This window comes from Psychrobacillus sp. NPDC096426 (genome assembly GCF_044762745.1).
Taxonomy (GTDB): Bacteria; Bacillota; Bacilli; order Bacillales_A; family Planococcaceae; genus Psychrobacillus.
Genome location: NZ_JBIWEX010000044.1, coordinates 1 through 16,142 on the forward strand (window position 1 = coordinate 1; position 16,142 = coordinate 16,142).

A 16,142-nucleotide genomic window follows, 5' to 3' on the forward strand; every position below is an offset into this window, starting at 1 on the left:
GATCAAACTCTCCATAATAGAGAACTTAAAAAGCTCATTTTGTTTTGCTGGCATCATCATTAAATGATGTCAAAATTGTTTTGCTATCGGACTAATCAAGTTAGTCTATCAAGCTATATGTCTTAACGTTTTGCATGTTCAGTTTTCAATGTTCATGTTGTCTGCCTTTTTGTTTACCTCTTGGCGACTTCTACTATATTACTCTCTTCACTAGAATAAGTCAACACTTTTTATGAAGTTTTTTAAAGTAATATAGAAATAGCTACAACAGAAGCTACTCCCGGTACTCCTAGAACCGCCACTACAGCACCCGTGAACAGATTAATAGGGATTGTATAACCAGCTAAACCTAAAAGTAAATGCATACCGAATAATAAGAGAACGGACAAACCTAAACGAAATAAAATGATAGATATCCCTTCTATTATTCCAGAAAAAGATTTTCTAAACATAAGAAGTAATAGTAGTACTAGCGAACCTCCAATGATAATTAACTTCATGAATATCATCCTCTCATAAAATCACTATCTATTACTGTATGAAGCTAGTACTACTATTATACTTATTTTAAAATCACATTTCGGATCTTCGCCTCTTTATATAGATAGAAATGAATACTCTCTGCGATTTTTCTTTTCGCCATCGCCTCTAGATCATAGTCATTCAAATAATCTTCTATCAGTTGAGCCTGTTGCCAATCTTCTTTCGTTTCTTTCATTAACTTTACAAATTGCTCATCAAATTCTTTTTTTAACTTTGCTCTTTGAAAAAACATCGTACTACAACATCCCCCTTACAACTCTCGACGCCCCTCTAATGCTTTGGATAAAGTTACTTCATCCGCATACTCTAAGTCTCCGCCTACAGGTAAACCATGTGCAATTCTTGTTGTCTTAATACCAGAAGGCTTTACGAGACGAGAAATATACATCGCTGTTGCTTCTCCTTCTATTGTAGGGTTAGTTGCTAATATCAATTCTTCCACTTGTGTATCCTGCAATCTCTTTAAAAGGGATGGTACATTAATGTCTTCTGGACCAATTCCATCCATTGGCGATATAGCACCATGGAGCACGTGATATAAACCATTATAGTCTCTCATTTTCTCCATCGCTATGACATCCTTTGTATCTTGGACGACACAAATCATTGATAAATCACGCTGTTGATCTTGACAGATATGACACGGATCGATATCCGTAATATGGCCACAAACTGAGCAATACGTTAAATTTCGCTTAGCATCAACTAGTGCTTTAGCGAAATCTAGAACAGTATCTTCTTTCATTGTTAATACAAAAAATGCCAGACGGGCCGCTGTTTTCGGCCCGATTCCTGGCAATTTCATAAAACTATCTATTAGTTTCGATATTGGTTCAGGATAATGCATCTTTTTTCCTCCTAGAACATACCAGGAAGGTTCAATCCTTTCGTGAATTGACCCATTGTGGCATTCGATGTTTCTTCTGCTTTTTTCATTGCCTCATTTGTTGCAATTACTATTAAATCTTGAAGCATTTCGATATCTTCTGGGTCTACAACAGTTGGATCAAGTTCTACTTCCAGTACTTCTTTATGTCCTGAAACAACGACTTTGACCATTCCGCCACCAGCTACAGCTTCGAAACGTTGAGTTCCTAGTTCCTCTTGTGCCTCTGCCATTTTCTTTTGCATTTTTTGCATTTGCTTCATCATACCTTGCATATTTCCCATTCCACGCATTATTAATTTCCTCCTTAGTCATCATGTACTTCTACAAATTCTTTTCCAAACAATTTTTCTGCTTCTACGATTAAAGGATCTTCCGAGATTTCTTCCATGCCTTGTAGAAGCTCCATTGCTTCCGTAGGTTCAGAAGAAGTATCTTCCGCACTCCCTGCGTCAGCTTGCTTCAAACCATTCTGACGTATAAAATCTTCCCTGATTTTTAACCAATTTTCTTCAGGCACATATACAACTTCATATATTGTACCAGTCAAGTTTGCAATTAACTGAGGAAAAGAAGATGAAAAGGTCTTATTTTCCATGGCCATTTGACAATGAATTTCATATTTAAATTTTAACACAAATGCACTAGAAGATGCTGCTACTGGTTCAGCATCATTTAATAATGCAGCATGTGATTTTTGAAGCTGTTGCAAAATAGTAGCCCATTGGGATTTGATCGTTTGGATATCTGTCTTAGTTGCCGTTTTTAAAATTTCTTGTATACGACCACTCGACACTTTCACACCGCTATTTGACTTTTGTCTTTGTCTTTTTGGTTGTTCTTGTGCCCCAGCATTAGCTTGTGGTATTATACCTTGGTTAATTTGCTGTTGCAGTTGGTGTAGCTGACTTTCAAGTGTTTTTACTTTCATCTCAAGTTCCGTGTTACTCTCGGCGGCTACCATATTCCCTCTTGGAACTTGCGCTAAACGAATAATCGCAGTTTCTAAATATACTTTCGCATGATTTGAAAAACGCATTTCCTGTTGAGTATTCGTTAATATAGAGATACTTTTATACAAAGTATCTTCCGCAAATTTGGATGCCAACTCATGAAACATAGCGTCCCCTGTTGCTATTTCCAATAACTCTGTTTGTTCCGGTGCAACAAGCAATACAAGTAAATCACGATAAAAGGTAATAAAGTCCTCTGTTAATCGAACAGGATCTTTCCCATCATCTATTAACTGTTCCACACAACTTAGTGCCTTCGCAACATCCTTCTCAATTAATGCATCTGCTAGTCGAAAGAATACGTCCTGTCCAATAGACCCAGTTACTAATAATGCATCCGCTAGTGTCATTTTCTCTCCACTAAACGACACTACTTGATCTAGCATACTTAGTGCATCACGCATACCGCCAGCTGCTGCTTGAGCAATAACCTTTAACACATTTTCATCGTATTCTATATTAGCATCAGTCAATACTTCTTTCATTCGTGAAACGATATCGGATGAAGTAATTCTTTTAAAATCGAATCGCTGGCATCTTGATATAATCGTTAATGGAATTTTATGTGGTTCAGTCGTTGCTAAGATAAATACAGCATGGGCTGGTGGTTCCTCTAATGTTTTTAATAAAGCATTAAATGCGCTTGTAGACAGCATATGCACTTCGTCAATAATATACACTTTGTAACGAGCATTTGAAGGAGCAAAACGAACTTTTTCAATAATTTCTCGCATTTCCTCTACACGGGAGTTAGAAGCTGCATCAAACTCAATCACATCTGTATTAGACCCTTCTGTAATACTTTTACAAGTTTCGCATATATTACACGGCTCTTTTGCTGGTCCATTTTCACAGTTTAAGGCTTTGGCGAAAATTTTTGCCGCACTCGTTTTTCCTGTACCGCGCGGACCTGAGAATAAATACGCATGTGTCGTTTTATTGTAAAGGAGGGCATTTTGGAGAGTTTGCTTAATATGTGATTGACCTGACATTTCCGCAAATGACTGAGGCCTGTAAGCGCGGTAAAAAGCTTGATACGACAACAAATTCCCCTCCTTCTCATTGTTAAGTAGATAATGACTTTATTATACCATAAAGCGTTGGTTGCTTCGCCTAATATAGTACAAAATTAATAAGCAAATAAAAAAATACCCTTATAAAGCATATTTCGCATAATAGAGATAATGCGTCGTAAGAAAGCTCTATTAAGTGTCCTCTGGGATTTCCGCTGCGGTCACTACGACGCATTACCCCCAAAACATACCATAACAGTACTACTAGAAGTTATTTGCATTCCATCCCCTTATAATCTCCATAAATAAAAAAACTCATTTGCCTAGTAGACAAATGAGTTGATCAGTTAATTTAATGCCGTGCACCTTCCTTCGCTTGAAACACATAAGCGGCACCCTTGTCGTTAACTCGGCTTAGGCTACCCCGCGGCACATGAGAAAACACCACTTAATGCTGCTTCCTTCCGGACCTGACATGGTTCATGGGCACTCATTGCGCAGGACCCAAACGTCAACATCACGTGCAAGTACCAGACCCTACATGTATTCAACCTCAGAGAAGGAGTTCAGTCTCGCTAGAGCGGATTGCGAGTTACAAGACACCGCTACCTTCCCACCTAGCACGGCATTTACTATTATACTTTTTTAAAAGAGAAAAATCAATGGAAACGAATATTTTTATTCATGATGCCTTGTTATCTTAATCATTGAATAACTAATTATATTTTTTATAAAAAATATAATTAAATATATTGACTTTGTTTTTCAACCATGATAAATTAGTTCTTGTACTTCGGAGGAATACCCAAGTCTGGCTGAAGGGATCGGTCTTGAAAACCGACAGGCGGGTCATACCGCGCGGGGGTTCGAATCCCTCTTCCTCCTCCATTTTAAATACACACACGCATAAATTTGAGATTGAATTCGTTGCATTGGTAACGAATTTTTCTTTCGAAATATTGTTCAGAAAATTAAATATCTTATTTACATATTAAAACCTCCCACCTATAATCGGCGGGAGGTTTTATTTTAGTTACGCAATATTGCAGTTTGCTCCATAAAATGACCAATTCTCGCAACAATCTTCTCAATGTTTTGAGGATTTTCTACAATGTCATAATCGTTTATATTTAATCGGAGCACAGGACATCCATTGAAAGAATCTATCCATTTCTCATAACGCCCATGCATTTCTTCCCAATACGAAATAGGTGTTTGTTGCTCCATTTGGCGTCCTCTATCATGAATCCGATCAATAATATCTTCTAAAGAACCTTCTAAATAGATTAACAAATTCGGATGTGGGAAATACGGGGTCATGACCATTGCTTCAAACAAACTTGTATACGTTTCGTGGTCTACTGGATCCATCGTTCCTTTTTCCTTATGCATTTGCGCAAATATGCCAGTGTCTTCATAAATGGAACGATCTTGAATAAATCCTCCACCGTATTCAAACATTCTTTTTTGTTCTTTAAAGCGCTCCGCTAAAAAGTAAATTTGTAAATGAAAACTCCACTTGGAAAAATCCTCATAAAAGCGATCTAAATATGGGTTCGCATCTACTTTCTCAAATGAGGTTTTAAAATGAAGTGCATCCGCAAGCGCTTTTGTCATTGTAGATTTTCCTACACCAACAGTTCCTGCAATTGTAATAACTGCATTAGAGGGGATACCATACTTCTCTCTTAAATTCATACTATAAACTCCTTCTATGCAATGTTGCATCTACTTGATCTAATATTGTTTGTAAATCTTGGCCATTTTGAACAAAATCCATTTTGTCTCCATCTAACCTTAATACAGGAACGTTTGGATGTTTTTTTTCAAAGTCATCGATAAACATACGATAATCTGACGAAAGTTGCTGTAAATAATCTGGACTTATCTTCTTTTCAAAGTCCCTTCCTCGCATATTAATACGATTAAGAAGGACGTCTAAACTTGCATCAAGATAAATAACCATATTAGGAATAGGCATATCTTGCGTTAAAATTTGATAAATAGATTCATATTTCTCATATTCTACTTCATTTAACGAACGTTTAGCGAAAATTAGATTTTTAAAAATATGGTAATCCGCTATAACTCCTTTATCTTTCGATAGATACTTTTTCTCTATATCACTTAATTGTTTATAACGATTACATAAAAAAAACATTTCCGTTTGGAAACTCCACTCGGCAATATCATCGTAAAATTTATTCAAAAAAGGATTTTCATCCACAATTTCTTTTAACAATTCAAATTGATACGTTTGTGCAATTATCTTTGCTAACGAGGTCTTTCCAACACCTATGGGACCTTCAACCGTAATAAATGGAATGGACATAATTTTACCCTCACTCTAATATTTCAAATCGTGCCCTTTATTTTAACATAGCTTGAAAATAAAAAATAGAATATAGTTGCCTTTCCAAAAGAAAGACAACTATACTCTATTTTTTTTCACCCGAAACATTTGTTGTAGCAAATACCAGTTTTGTGGAAAATCAAAACCGCTATGCCAATAGGCTATCCCTAATAATTTTAACTCTTTCAACAGTTTAAACTTTGCTTCAATAGACCTTGCATCCTCAAACCAAACCTCATGCTCTTTTCCATCTAACCAATAATGAAAATACGGTGCTTGTGCAACTTTATCATACTCAATAGCAACATTCCGGTTTTTAGCTAATTGAATTGCTTGTTGGGGACTTAATGCTTTAGCATTTGGATTTCCTTGTTTATACGGTAATGTCCAGTCGTATCCATACAAATTTTGGCCCATCAATACTTTACGAGGCTCAATTTCTGTTACCGCATATTCTAATACTTTTCGAACTGGACCGATTGGAGAAACTGCCATAGGAGGGCCTCCACTGTAACCCCATTCATATGTCATAATGACAACAAAATCAACTACTTCTCCAATTGCTTTATAATCAAATCCACCGTACCACTTGCCATTTTGTTCGGCACTTGTTTTCGGAGCAAGTGTTGCAGAAATTGCATATCCTTTCGCGAAATCCTTGAACTCTTTCAAGAAATTCACATAATTTTCTCTGTCCTCTTTGTTTATATACTCAAAGTCAACATGAATATGTTTCGTACCTCTTTTTTCCGCTTCCGCAACCGTTTGTGCAAATACATTCTTTTTCACTGTCTCATTTGTAAAAACTGTATGTGCTAATGTGTCACTAAATGCATAATTTTCAATATTAACGATTACAATAACTGTTTCTACTCGATGTGTTTTTGCAACTTCGGACAAACTTCCCCAATTCATAGAAGCTAAAGAGCCGTCCCTCTTTACTTCATATGCAAATGGCATCATATACGTTAATTGGTCTGCATATTTCTCTACTTGATTAATGACATTTTGGGATGGTACTTCTGTAAACCACTCTACGTATAAATTTGTTTCAATTATGGGTCGATCTGGACTAGGCGTCGCTGGTAAAACAAGTGCCTGACCTACGACTAATACATCAGGTTCTGGGAGTTGGTTTATAGAGGCAATTGTTGCAACATTTGTGCCAAAACGTTTTGCGATTGCATATAAATTATCTCCTTGCTTCACTATATATATCAATCGATCACTCCTTCAACATACAATATGCAGAACATAAATAAAACATGCTACACTATGCATGAGGGGTTGTTTTAAATTGGATGAACATTATATGAACTTAGCGATAGAAGAAGCAAAAAAAGCAGCCGCTATTGGAGAAGTACCAATTGGGGCTATTGTTGTATACAAAGATGAAGTTATTGCAAAGGCTTTTAATTTAAGAGAGACGACTCAAAATGCAACCACCCATGCGGAATTATTAGCAATTCAAGAAGCATGCGCGAAAATTGGAAGCTGGAGATTAGAACAAACGACTTTATATGTAACACTAGAGCCTTGTCCTATGTGCGCAGGAGCTATTTTACAATCACGTATTCCCCGTGTTGTATATGGGGCTAGAGATGCAAAAGCAGGTTGTGTAGATTCGTTATACCGACTTTTAAATGACAGTAGATTCAACCATATGTGTGAAGTGACAGAAGGTGTTTTGGCTGAAGAATGTGGTAGCCTTCTTACCGAATTTTTTCGGAATCTCCGCGCACAAAAAAAGAACCAGAAACGTTTATAGTCTCTGGTTCTTTTCTTATTACTTAATGACAGTTTTTCCACCCATATACGGTACTAAAACTTCCGGGACAACTACTGTTCCATCGGCTTGTTGATAATTCTCTAAAATAGCGGCAACTGTACGACCAAGCGCAAGTCCACTTCCATTTAATGTGTGTACATATTCAGGTTTAGCGCCCGTCTCTCTTCTAAAGCGAATACCAGCACGACGAGCTTGGAAATCCTCGAAGTTACTGCAAGAGGAAATTTCTTTATACTCCCCGTAACTTGGTAACCAAACTTCTAAATCATACTTTTTCGCAGCAGTAAATCCTAAGTCTGCTGTACACATATGAAGCACACGGTATGGTAGTCCTAATAACTGCAACACTTTTTCTGCGTGACCAGTAAGTAACTCCAACTGTTCATAAGAATCTTCCGGCTTCACAAAACGAACAAGCTCCACTTTATTAAATTGATGCTGTCGTATTAAACCTCTTGTATCACGTCCTGCAGATCCTGCCTCTGATCGGAAACAAGCACTAAAAGCAGTAAATGCTTGTGGTAATGCTGCCGCATCTAGAATTTCATCTCGGTAAAAATTCGTAACCGGAACTTCTGCCGTTGGGATTAAGAAATAATCTTCTTCGTTTATTAAAAATGCATCTTCCTCAAACTTCGGAAGCTGACCAGTACCAGTCAAGCTTGCACGGTTTGCTAAATAAGGAGGTAACATTTCTTCATATCCATGCTCTTCCGCATGTAAATCCATCATGAAGTTGATCAAAGCACGCTCCAGTCTTGCTCCTAATCCACGGTAAAAAGCAAAACGACTTCCTGTAACTTTTGCCGCACGTTCAAAATCCACTATTTTTAAATCAGTTGCGATATCCCAATGTGCTTTCGTTTCAAAATCAAAAGAAGGCACTTTACCCCATGTACGAATTTCCACGTTATCATCTTCTGAATCACCAATTGGAACACTATCATGTGGAATATTTGGAATACGCATCATCATATGATCGAACTTTTCTTCCACTTCTCGTAGCTCTTCATCCAATACTTTAATAGCATCGCCAACTTCTCGCATACGAGCAATAAGATCATCTGCATTTTCTTTATTACGTTTCATCTCTGAAATTTTTTGAGAGAATTCATTTCGCTCCGCTTTTAGCACTTCTGTTTTAGCAATCAGTTCTCTACGCTTTTGATCTAATGGTTGGAATTGATCGAACTCCGAAATTTCTTCTCCACGTTTTGCAAGTTTCGCTTTTACTGTTTCGTAATTTTCTCGTACAAATTTCACATCTAACATGTACAATTCCTCCTAATTTTTAATAAAAAAACGACAAAAAAGCCCCCATCCCCTATAAAAGGGACGAGAGCATACCCGCGTTGCCACCCTGATTGACTTGACCATATGTCAAGTCCACTTGTAAAATAACGGCTTTTCAACCGGAAACGACTTACTAAAATTCAGCCGTTCAACTCAAAGGACGGATTCACAAGTGTTTATATCAGCTTGCACCAGCCGCTGACTCTCTAGAAAAAACGTGCTTGTTACTGCTTCCCATCATCGTTTTTTAATCATTAAATTACTTTCACTTTACTATACAGATGCTTTCTTGGCAAGTGATTCCTTTACCATGTCAGTAAAATAGGCAGCAATGCGATGATCAGCCGTTAACTCTGGATGAAAAGAACATCCTAGTATATGTCCTTGTTTAGCCATTACAATTCTATCTTCATGTGTAGCAAGTATTTCTATGCCTGGTCCGACCTCTACTATATGCGGAGCTCTTATAAAAACAGCAGGAAAATCTGTTGCAATATCCTTTACTACAAGTGAAGTTTCAAAGCTATCTACTTGTCGTCCGAAAGAATTACGCTCTACTGTAGCGTTTAACACACCAATATGCGCAGCATCATATCCAACTAATTTTTTTGCTAGAAGGATTAAACCAGCACATGTACCAAACATTGGTTTTTCCTCAGATGCAAACTGTTGCAATGGTACAAGCAGGTCATAGTGATCGATTAGTTTACGCATTGTAGTGCTTTCTCCTCCGGGTAGGATTAAACCATCCACTAGGTTCAAATCATCTTTACTTTTTACTAAAATGGCTTTTGCTCCACATGCTTCAATAGAAAGAACATGTTCGCTAATTGCTCCTTGAAGCGCTAAAACTCCTATTTTAACCATTTATATTACCATCCTCTATCTTGCATGCGTTCCCCAGCAGCTAAACGTGAAATTTCTATTCCCTTCATGGGGATACCTAAGTCTTTTGAGATTTCTACAAGTAATTTATAATCTTGATAATGTGTTGTAGCTTCGACAATTGCACGGGCAAATTTCTCTGGGTTTTCTGACTTGAAAATACCTGATCCAACAAATACACCATCTGCCCCGAGTTCCATCATGAGTGCTGCATCTGCTGGTGTTGCAACACCACCCGCCGCAAAATTTACAACTGGTAGTTTACCGTTATTTTTTATTTGCAATAAAATATCATAAGGAGCTCCTAAAATTTTCGCTTCTGTCATTAGCTCATCCTCGTTCATATGGACAATTTTACGTACATGCGCATTCACTTTACGTAGGTGACGAACAGCTTCTACAATATTTCCTGTCCCGGGCTCCCCTTTTGTACGTAGCATAGAAGCTCCTTCCCCAATACGGCGAGCTGCTTCCCCTAAATCTTTACATCCACAAACAAACGGTATTGTAAAATCACTTTTACGTAAATGATACTCTTCATCGGCCGGTGTCAAAACTTCTGACTCGTCAATATAATCTACGCCCATCGCTTCTAAAATGCGGGCTTCGGTAATATGCCCAATACGAGCTTTTGCCATTACAGGGATGGTTACTGCACCCATTACCTCTTCCATAATGCGAGGGTCAGCCATACGGGCAACTCCACCTGCTGCGCGAATATCCGATGGTACTCTTTCTAATGCCATTACAGCCACTGCACCCGCCGCTTCTGCAATACGTGCTTGATCCGCATTGATAACGTCCATAATAACGCCGCCTTTTTGCATTTCCGCCATCCCACGTTTTACTCTATCCGTCCCCGTTTGATAAATTGTCATATTATTCCCCTCCAAATTGTTATAATGTTTAGTATAATGAAATATGACCATTTGAAAAGTATCAGAAATACAAAAACAAAAGTGGTCAGATAGGTGGTAAAAATGGATTTTCTTATGTTCCAACTTGAAACAAACTCACTAACTCCTTTATATGAGCAGCTTTATACAGAAATAAAAAAAGCAATTATTACTGGAACAATTGAAGAAGGGGCTAAACTTCCTTCTAAAAGAAAGTTAGCAGAGTATTTATCTGTAAGCCAAACAACTATTGAATTTGCATACAGCCAGTTAGTTTCCGAAGGGTTTATCTCTTCCGAAGCAAGGAAAGGTTTTTTCGTGCAAAACCTAACTGAATTAGCATTGATCGAGCAAAACCGACCTATAATCGTTCAAGACGAACGGTCAACGGATATCTATTCCATCGATTTCTCACCAGGGAAAATTGACACAGATTCCTTTCCATTTCCAGTTTGGAGAAAGTTTTCTAAAGAAGTCATTAGCGAAGCAAATAAAGATTTTCTTTTGCTTGGACACCCTCAGGGAGACTATGCATTAAGACAACAAATTTCATCCTATTTGTATCAATCTAGGGGTGTTAAATGCACACCTGAACAGATTATACTTGGGTCTGGAACAGAGCAGTTAATGCCGCTAATCATTCGTTTACTAGGGAATGAAGCCATTTATGGAATTGAAAATCCAGGCTATCCACTTACGCACCATTTACTTTTAGAAGACAATGAAAAAACCATTCCTATTCCAGTTGACGGGGATGGAGTATGTGTATCACAGTTAGAACAATCGAATGCAACAGTTATGTATGTAACGCCATCTCATCAGTTTCCATCAGGTGCGGTTCTGTCTGCTACTCGTCGGACTCAGCTACTTTCTTGGGCCTACAAAGCTGAAAATAGATATATTATAGAAGATGATTATGATAGTGAGTTTAGATATACCGGCAAACCAATTCCGTCATTACAAGGAATCGATCAAAACGAACGTGTCATTTATTTAAGTACATTTTCAAAGTCATTAATGCCTTCACTTCGTATTGCCTATGCTGTTTTACCGAAACCACTTATTATCCAATATAAACAAAAATATTCGTATTATGCTGCTACAGTACCTCGAATGGACCAGCAGATACTCGCTAAATTTATGGAAACAGGTTATTTTGCAAAACATCTAAATAAAATGAGGAAGATTTATAAACGAAAATTAGAAATAGTTACAAGAACAATTGCTATGTATGATCCACTAGTTACTATTTCAGGTGAACAAGCAGGTATGCATCTTGTGTTAACCGTTCAAACTTCTAAAACGGAAGAAGAGCTTATCGAACTTGCTAAACGAGCAGGTATACGTGTATACGGATTACAAGAATATGTTTCTGGAAACTTGGATTCATTCCATCAACCAAAAATTGTATTAGGATTTGGAGGAATCGAAGTTGAATATCTAGAAACTGCCATCAAACAACTTGTAGATGCTCTGGAAATAACAAAAGCACTGTAAACTCAAAGTTTGAGTAACAGTGCTTTTATATATCAAATATAGACAGGTATCAAGGTTAAAATAGTCCACCAATAAAATCAGTAGTGCTACTCCACAGATTACTGAAGAATTTCCCAATACCTTGGAACATTAAACTAATCCAGCTAGCTCTTTCTACTGCTTCAGTAGTTACAACATCCACTTCTGGCGCTTGATCGAGAATATAACCATAGTCTGTTCCTTCCGTTCTTTCTAGATGTACTTTACCTACTACTGTACCTTTTTCAATAGCAGCTTCTAATTTCTCTTTTTCTGCTGTAAATACAGGTTTGTACAATTCTTTTTCATTTGTTTTAATGACCATTGAAATTGGATCTTTTACAGCAATGGCTACATTATCTTCTTTTCCTTTTTCAACTGATAAAGTTTCGTGTTCAGGAATTTTATATCCAGCTGGAATAATTTCTTCTTTTGAAAATTGAGCAAAGCCATAGTCAAATAATGCTCTCGTTGCATCAAAACGTGCTTTATAAGTACCCACACCATTTGCATCTACAGCTTTCATCACAACGGCAATTACACGCATACCATTTCTTGTAGCTGTCCCTGTAAAGGAATGTCCAGCAAATTCGGTCGTACCTGTTTTTAGACCGTCTACGCCTTCATACTCAAAAACTAAGCCTGGTAACATCCAATTCCAGTTGCTCATTTCAATAGCGTCAGAAGTCCCTTCACGGAATGTTTTTTTAGGTATTTTAGTTGTTTCTAATACTTCCGGATAATCCTTCATTAACAAATATGCAAGTTTTGCTACCGATTTAGCTGGCATTATATTTTCATCAGAAGCTCCAGTACTTGCTGGATGCATCCCTTGTAAATCTTCATTGTTTAGACCGGTAGAATTGACAAACTTATATCCAACCAAGCCCATTTCCTTCGCTTTTTCATTCATTAATTTTACAAAGTTCTCTTCTGTACCAGCAATTGTTTCGGCAATAGCAATGGTTGCAGCATTAGCCGAATAAATGGCCATTGCTTCATACAATTCTCGAATCGAATAAGTACCATCTTCCCGAAGTGGAACATTACTCAAACTACGATTTTGAGAGATTTTATATGTATAATCTGTTACAGAGTATTGTTGATCCCAAGTAATTTTTCCTGATTCAATTGCTTCAAATAGTAAATACTCCGTCATCATTTTCGTCATACTAGCAATACCTAAAGAAGCATCTGCATTTTTTTCATACAGAATTTTACCTGTTTCAGCGTCGATTAAAATTGCAGCATCGACGTTTAAATTTAAACTATCCTCTGCTTTTGTAGCAGTCGGCATTCCACATATAACTGAAACAAGAAACATCGGAAGTACTAGCCACTTAATCATTGATGTCATCCAAACTTTCTTCACTACTGTACCTCCACTATTAGTTTTTCTCCATGCTCATTTTAACATACTTTATCCATAAGAGGGATTATGTAATTAAAAAAGCACCCATTCGACCTAGAATATGACGTCGAATGGGTGCAAAAGTTTCGATTTGTACTAAATCTTAAGAAATAGAATAGTTTGGAGCCTCTTTCGTAATCTGAACATCATGTGGATGACTTTCACGAAGCCCAGCACCAGTCATGCGAATGAATTGTGCATTTTCACGTAATTCTTCTAAAGTACCAGTTCCGCAGTATCCCATACCTGCACGAACACCGCCAAGTAATTGGTGAATCGTATCGGAAAGTGGTCCTTTGTAAGGAAGACGTCCTTCAATTCCTTCTGGCACCAGTTTTTTCGCTTCTTCTTGGAAGTAACGATCTTTAGATCCTTTTTCCATAGCAGCAATTGATCCCATTCCACGATATGTTTTAAAACGTCTTCCTTGGAAGATTTCTGTTTCTCCTGGACTCTCAGTTGTACCAGCAAGTAAACTTCCTAGCATGACAACATGTCCACCCGCAGCAAGAGCTTTCACGATATCTCCAGAGTATTTAATTCCTCCGTCTGCAATAATTGTTTTACCTGCTTTACGAGCTTCAGTTGCACAGTCATAAACTGCTGTAATTTGAGGAACACCAACCCCTGCTACAACACGAGTTGTACAAATAGAACCTGGTCCAATACCTACTTTAACAACATCCGCACCAGCTTCAAATAATGCACGAGTTGCTTCACCAGTTGCCACATTTCCAGCAACGATATCTAATTCAGGATAAGCTTCTCGAATATTTTTTACGGTATCTATAACTCCTTGAGAATGACCATGTGCAGTATCAATAACAATAACATCCACTTGTGCTTTTACAAGTTTTTCTACACGAAGCATTGTATCTTTTGTTACGCCAACCGCTGCCCCTACTAGTAAACGACCAAGATGATCTTTAGCAGCATTTGGGAATTCAATTACTTTTTCAATATCTTTAATCGTAATTAATCCTTTTAGCATGCCATTTTCATCAACAATCGGCAATTTTTCGATTTTGTATTGCTGTAAAATTTTCTCTGCATCTTCAAGTGTAGTACCAACTGGTGCTGTTACTAACTGTTCTTTTGTCATTACTTCATCAATTTTTAAAGAATAATCTTGGATAAAGCGTAAATCCCGATTTGTAATGATACCCACTAATGTCAAATCTTCTTCGTTATTAACAATCGGTACACCAGAAATTCTGTATTTCCCCATTAAGTGTTCTGCATCATAAACTTGATGAGTTGGTGTTAAGAAGAAAGGATCGGTAATAACGCCATTTTCAGAACGTTTAACTGTTTCAACTTGCTCTGCTTGTTCTTCAATGCTCATATTCTTATGAATAATCCCTAATCCACCTTGTCGAGCCATCGCAATTGCCATTTTAGCTTCTGTTACAGTATCCATCCCCGCACTAATTACTGGAATATTTAACTTCACTTTTGAAGTGAGTTGCACGGAAAGATTGATATCTTTTGGTAGCACCTCTGATTGAGCTGGAACTAACAAAACGTCATCAAATGTTAAACCTTCTTTTTGAAATTTAGACTCCCACATTTCTAATTTCCTCCTTCTATAACTGAATATTATTACAAGGTTATCAGCGCGCACGTCTAGTGTCAAGAACCCTTTAATTAAACATTAATTCGGATTTTTCTATTAAATAATTTTGCGAATATCTTTCTCCATTTTTAATGGAGGGGTTTGCGGGGCATATCTCCCTACTACTTTTCCTTCTTTGTCGATTAAAAATTTCGTGAAATTCCACTTTATGTTATTAGATAAAAATCCTTTTTGTTCTGTTGTAAGAAATTTAAATAATGGATGTATTTCTTTTCCTTTAACATCTATTTTTGCGAACATAGGAAAAGTAACTCCATGGTTCAGTTGACAATATTCTAACGTGCTATCAATATTCTCAAATTCCTGGTTGTTAAATTGGCTACAAGGAAATGCTAAAATTTCTAGTCCTTTATCATGATATTCCTCATATAACTTCTGAAGCCCAGTGAATTGAGATGTAAATCCACAATGACTTGCGGTGTTTACAATTACTAATGGTTTACCCTTGAATTCACTTAAAGGTACATCTTCCCCTTTTGTATTCTTAGCCGTAAAATCATAAACTGATGTCATTTTCAACGCTCCTTCATTAGTCTTGTCTATACAATATTTCTTTATTCATACTTGTACAAGACATTTAATTCAGAGATAGTCTTATAATATTTTTGCTTGTCTAGCCAAACAAATAAAAAGTGCAAGAAGTCTTTATGTGTATTTTAACTTCCACTTCGTTTTTTTCCGAAACTTATAGCAAACTTTCTCGCAGGAGTTAGGCGAAAAACTCTCCAATAACACTAGAAATAAACCAAAAAAATAGAGTACTTTCTCTTGAACTAGTAATTTCCTCTCATAAATTTTATATTTCTTAAACTATAATAAAAAGAAGTCGCTACCGATTACTCGGTAACGACTTCTTATTTGTGCCCAGCGACGTCCTACTCTCACAGGGGGAAACCCCCAACTACCATC

Annotated in this window: 16 protein-coding genes, 1 tRNA gene, 1 other RNA gene and 1 other annotated feature; of the genes, 3 read left to right on the top strand and 15 right to left on the bottom strand. The window is 37.1% G+C overall.

Annotated features, from left to right (window positions below; all coding sequences use genetic code 11):
- Nucleotides 1-242: 242 nt before the first annotated feature.
- The 6 genes from ACIQYS_RS21870 to ffs all read right to left on the bottom strand — a co-directional run bounded on the left by ACIQYS_RS21870 (nucleotide 243) and on the right by ffs (nucleotide 4,081).
- The gene (locus ACIQYS_RS21870) at nucleotides 243-500 is read right to left on the bottom strand and encodes a pro-sigmaK processing inhibitor BofA family protein (RefSeq protein WP_402985065.1); all 258 of its coding nucleotides are present in this window, start codon (nucleotides 498-500) and stop codon (nucleotides 243-245) included.
- A gap of 62 nt (nucleotides 501-562) precedes the next feature.
- Complete coding sequence (locus tag ACIQYS_RS21875) at nucleotides 563-775, bottom strand: YaaL family protein (protein ID WP_402985067.1); 213 nt, start codon at nucleotides 773-775, stop codon at nucleotides 563-565.
- Nucleotides 776-793: 18 nt separating this feature from the next.
- The gene (gene recR, locus ACIQYS_RS21880) at nucleotides 794-1,390 is read right to left on the bottom strand and encodes a recombination mediator RecR (RefSeq protein WP_142609543.1); all 597 of its coding nucleotides are present in this window, start codon (nucleotides 1,388-1,390) and stop codon (nucleotides 794-796) included.
- 11 nt (nucleotides 1,391-1,401) lie between these two features.
- Complete coding sequence (locus ACIQYS_RS21885; RefSeq protein ID WP_093277482.1) at nucleotides 1,402-1,722, bottom strand: YbaB/EbfC family nucleoid-associated protein; 321 nt, start codon at nucleotides 1,720-1,722, stop codon at nucleotides 1,402-1,404.
- A 14-nt stretch (nucleotides 1,723-1,736) separates the two neighbouring features.
- On the bottom strand, nucleotides 1,737-3,485 hold the full coding sequence (dnaX, locus tag ACIQYS_RS21890; protein ID WP_402985071.1) for a DNA polymerase III subunit gamma/tau: 1,749 nt from the start codon (nucleotides 3,483-3,485) through the stop codon (nucleotides 1,737-1,739).
- A gap of 328 nt (nucleotides 3,486-3,813) precedes the next feature.
- Nucleotides 3,814-4,081, bottom strand: an RNA gene (ffs, locus tag ACIQYS_RS21895) — signal recognition particle sRNA large type.
- A 169-nt stretch (nucleotides 4,082-4,250) separates the two neighbouring features.
- Here ffs and ACIQYS_RS21900 point away from each other — a divergent pair.
- Nucleotides 4,251-4,343 (top strand) — tRNA-Ser (locus ACIQYS_RS21900).
- 141 nt (nucleotides 4,344-4,484) lie between these two features.
- Here ACIQYS_RS21900 and ACIQYS_RS21905 read toward each other — a convergent pair.
- From ACIQYS_RS21905 to ACIQYS_RS21915, 3 genes are all read right to left on the bottom strand, one after another.
- Nucleotides 4,485-5,153, bottom strand: a complete 669-nt coding sequence (locus ACIQYS_RS21905; protein WP_402985073.1) for a deoxynucleoside kinase — start codon at nucleotides 5,151-5,153, stop codon at nucleotides 4,485-4,487.
- A gap of 1 nt (nucleotide 5,154) precedes the next feature.
- Entirely contained in the window at nucleotides 5,155-5,787 is a 633-nt protein-coding gene (locus tag ACIQYS_RS21910) for a deoxynucleoside kinase (protein ID WP_402985075.1), read from the bottom strand.
- Nucleotides 5,788-5,886: 99 nt separating this feature from the next.
- A complete protein-coding gene (locus ACIQYS_RS21915) occupies nucleotides 5,887-7,029 on the bottom strand; it encodes a glycosyl hydrolase family 18 protein (RefSeq protein ID WP_402985077.1) in 1,143 nt (380 codons plus the stop codon).
- Between the two features lie 58 nt (nucleotides 7,030-7,087).
- On the opposite strand from ACIQYS_RS21915, the gene tadA reads away from it, so the two are divergent.
- Nucleotides 7,088-7,576 (top strand): tRNA adenosine(34) deaminase TadA, encoded by a 489-nt coding sequence (gene tadA, locus ACIQYS_RS21920; protein WP_402985079.1) that lies wholly within the window; start codon nucleotides 7,088-7,090, stop codon nucleotides 7,574-7,576.
- 18 nt (nucleotides 7,577-7,594) lie between these two features.
- Here tadA and serS read toward each other — a convergent pair whose 3' ends face one another.
- From serS to pdxS, 3 genes are all read right to left on the bottom strand, one after another.
- On the bottom strand, nucleotides 7,595-8,869 hold the full coding sequence (gene serS / locus ACIQYS_RS21925) for a serine--tRNA ligase (RefSeq protein WP_402985081.1): 1,275 nt from the start codon (nucleotides 8,867-8,869) through the stop codon (nucleotides 7,595-7,597).
- 56 nt (nucleotides 8,870-8,925) lie between these two features.
- Nucleotides 8,926-9,140, bottom strand: a binding site (T-box leader).
- Nucleotides 9,141-9,163: 23 nt separating this feature from the next.
- A complete protein-coding gene (gene pdxT / locus ACIQYS_RS21930) occupies nucleotides 9,164-9,757 on the bottom strand; it encodes a pyridoxal 5'-phosphate synthase glutaminase subunit PdxT (protein ID WP_402985083.1) in 594 nt (197 codons plus the stop codon).
- Nucleotides 9,758-9,762: 5 nt separating this feature from the next.
- A complete protein-coding gene (gene pdxS / locus ACIQYS_RS21935) occupies nucleotides 9,763-10,647 on the bottom strand; it encodes a pyridoxal 5'-phosphate synthase lyase subunit PdxS (protein WP_402985093.1) in 885 nt (294 codons plus the stop codon).
- Between the two features lie 108 nt (nucleotides 10,648-10,755).
- Here pdxS and pdxR point away from each other — a divergent pair, with 108 nt between their 5' ends.
- Complete coding sequence (gene pdxR, locus ACIQYS_RS21940) at nucleotides 10,756-12,168, top strand: MocR-like pyridoxine biosynthesis transcription factor PdxR (RefSeq protein ID WP_402985085.1); 1,413 nt, start codon at nucleotides 10,756-10,758, stop codon at nucleotides 12,166-12,168.
- 55 nt (nucleotides 12,169-12,223) lie between these two features.
- Here the strand turns inward: pdxR and ACIQYS_RS21945 are convergent, their stop codons facing one another.
- From ACIQYS_RS21945 to ACIQYS_RS21955, 3 genes are all read right to left on the bottom strand, one after another.
- The gene (locus ACIQYS_RS21945) at nucleotides 12,224-13,558 is read right to left on the bottom strand and encodes a serine hydrolase (RefSeq protein ID WP_402985087.1); all 1,335 of its coding nucleotides are present in this window, start codon (nucleotides 13,556-13,558) and stop codon (nucleotides 12,224-12,226) included.
- A 142-nt stretch (nucleotides 13,559-13,700) separates the two neighbouring features.
- Nucleotides 13,701-15,167 carry an IMP dehydrogenase gene (guaB, locus tag ACIQYS_RS21950; RefSeq protein ID WP_402985089.1) on the bottom strand — a complete coding sequence of 489 codons (1,467 nt, stop codon included), beginning with the start codon at nucleotides 15,165-15,167 and terminating at the stop codon, nucleotides 13,701-13,703.
- 102 nt (nucleotides 15,168-15,269) lie between these two features.
- Complete coding sequence (locus ACIQYS_RS21955) at nucleotides 15,270-15,746, bottom strand: glutathione peroxidase (protein ID WP_402985091.1); 477 nt, start codon at nucleotides 15,744-15,746, stop codon at nucleotides 15,270-15,272.
- Nucleotides 15,747-16,142 lie beyond the last annotated feature (396 nt).

Bases quoted from the DNA above. Each gene is read 5' to 3' on its own strand.
- ACIQYS_RS21870 (WP_402985065.1), bottom strand. From the start codon at position 500: ATGAAGTTAATTATCATTGGAGGTTCGCTAGTACTACTATTACTTCTT.
- ACIQYS_RS21875 (WP_402985067.1), bottom strand. From the start codon at position 775: ATGTTTTTTCAAAGAGCAAAGTTAAAAAAAGAATTTGATGAGCAATTT.
- recR (WP_142609543.1), bottom strand. From the start codon at position 1,390: ATGCATTATCCTGAACCAATATCGAAACTAATAGATAGTTTTATGAAA.
- ACIQYS_RS21885 (WP_093277482.1), bottom strand. From the start codon at position 1,722: ATGCGTGGAATGGGAAATATGCAAGGTATGATGAAGCAAATGCAAAAA.
- ACIQYS_RS21905 (WP_402985073.1), bottom strand. From the start codon at position 5,153: ATGAATTTAAGAGAGAAGTATGGTATCCCCTCTAATGCAGTTATTACA.
- ACIQYS_RS21910 (WP_402985075.1), bottom strand. From the start codon at position 5,787: ATGTCCATTCCATTTATTACGGTTGAAGGTCCCATAGGTGTTGGAAAG.
- tadA (WP_402985079.1), top strand. From the start codon at position 7,088: ATGAGGGGTTGTTTTAAATTGGATGAACATTATATGAACTTAGCGATA.
- serS (WP_402985081.1), bottom strand. From the start codon at position 8,869: ATGTTAGATGTGAAATTTGTACGAGAAAATTACGAAACAGTAAAAGCG.
- pdxT (WP_402985083.1), bottom strand. From the start codon at position 9,757: ATGGTTAAAATAGGAGTTTTAGCGCTTCAAGGAGCAATTAGCGAACAT.
- pdxR (WP_402985085.1), top strand. From the start codon at position 10,756: ATGGATTTTCTTATGTTCCAACTTGAAACAAACTCACTAACTCCTTTA.
- guaB (WP_402985089.1), bottom strand. From the start codon at position 15,167: ATGTGGGAGTCTAAATTTCAAAAAGAAGGTTTAACATTTGATGACGTT.
- ACIQYS_RS21955 (WP_402985091.1), bottom strand. From the start codon at position 15,746: ATGACATCAGTTTATGATTTTACGGCTAAGAATACAAAAGGGGAAGAT.